Consider the following 1490-nt stretch of genomic DNA (forward strand, 5'->3'; position numbering starts at 1 on the left):
ACGAAGTGCGGCTCGCGGCCTACTACTTCGAGAAGTACAGCATCGGCTTCGTCGCAGGGATGTTGGCGCACGAGTTCGGTGTGCACCCGATGGCGAGCGTCCGGCCCGAGGTGCACGCCGAGGACGCCATGCTGCGCGACATGCCGATGCCGGTGCCCGGCCTGCCGCCGCACCGGACGATGGACGCGTCGCAGGCGAGGCAGTCGGACCATGTGCTGGGTGCGATCCGGGGCAACGCGCGGTACGACGTGTACCGGCAGGCCGTGGTCGACATGGCGCGTGTCGTGCTCCAGCAGGCGCGCGCGTCCGCCGGTCCGACGTACCGCGACGTCACGGACGTCCTCGACTCGTACTTCATGGACCTGGCGTCCATCGGGGCGACGAACGACAACCGGCTCCTGGGCGTGCCGGGCCGTGGTGGCAGTACGCAGGTGCGCCAGGACATCGCGACGGTCTACAACGCCTACCGGCAGTTCATGCACGACGACCCCGCGCTGAGCGACCTTCAGCCGCACCTTCCGCCGCTGAAGACCGAGGCGGACGTCGCGGCCGACTACAAGCTGCTCGCCGGACGCGTGGCCACCGGGCTGATCGGCGGCGCCAGCGTCAGCAAGGAGATGCTGCCCCCGCCGCAGCGCCCGGCCACCGAGACGGCGCCGCCGCGGACGGAGGCCGGGCACCCGGCCACGGAGACGGCCCCCGAGCAGCCGCCGCGAACCTCCGAGTCCGCCCAGGACCAGGACCACACCGGAGCCCAGGACCGCACCACCCGAGGCGGCGGCAAGGGCAAGGAGCCCGCGGCCACCGACCACGAGGGTGTGCAGCAGCCGCCGCACACCCGGGACGAGTCCGGTGACGGCCTGGAGGCCCCGCACGAGGAGTACGGGGACGCCCTGCGCCATCTCGCCGAGGCCCAGCACCACCTCGCCGAGGCGGAGCGGCTCGACGCGAGCGGCATCGGCACCTCGGGCGACGCGCTGCTGGGACGGGCTCACGAAGCCCAGCAGCGGCTGCGCGCCGCGGAGAACGCCCTCGCGCAGGCCGAAATGCGCCGCCAGATCGAGCAGGCCGACACCGCGCATGAGCCGCACGCGACGACCGCGGACGACAGCACCGCGGGCGGCCGGCAGCAGACGCCGCCCGCTGTCAGGCCCGCGGCCGACGGCGAACACCTCGCCGGCATGGACCACGAACTGCCGCCCGACGTGGCCCTGTTCCTCCGCGTGCGGAGCCTGCTTTCCGACGTTCCGGGCGCGCCGCGCGTGTCGGCGGACGACGTCGCCACCTGGCACCAGGAGCTGGCGGACCTCGGCAGGACCGGCGGCCACCGCACCACCGACCAGGTCGCGCACGACATCGTCGCGCTGGCAAGGGCGGAACACACCAACAGCGCCGTCGAGTTCCCGCGCCTGCCGGGCGCCGGCATGCTGGACGGCTGGTTGAAGCCCGCGCCTGCGGTGATGATGTCGTCGGGTGGTATCCACTTCGCG

At 73.2% G+C, this 1490-nt stretch carries 1 protein-coding gene; it reads left to right on the forward strand.

Features of this window, described 5'->3' with window-relative positions; translation table 11 throughout:
- Positions 1 to 1490 (forward strand): hypothetical protein (locus ABEA77_RS33740; protein WP_425588455.1); only part of this gene is annotated, 1490 nt, incomplete at both ends.

The sequence above is a fragment of the Streptomyces tremellae genome (assembly GCF_039540215.1).
Lineage (GTDB): Bacteria > Actinomycetota > Actinomycetes > Streptomycetales > Streptomycetaceae > Streptomyces > Streptomyces tremellae.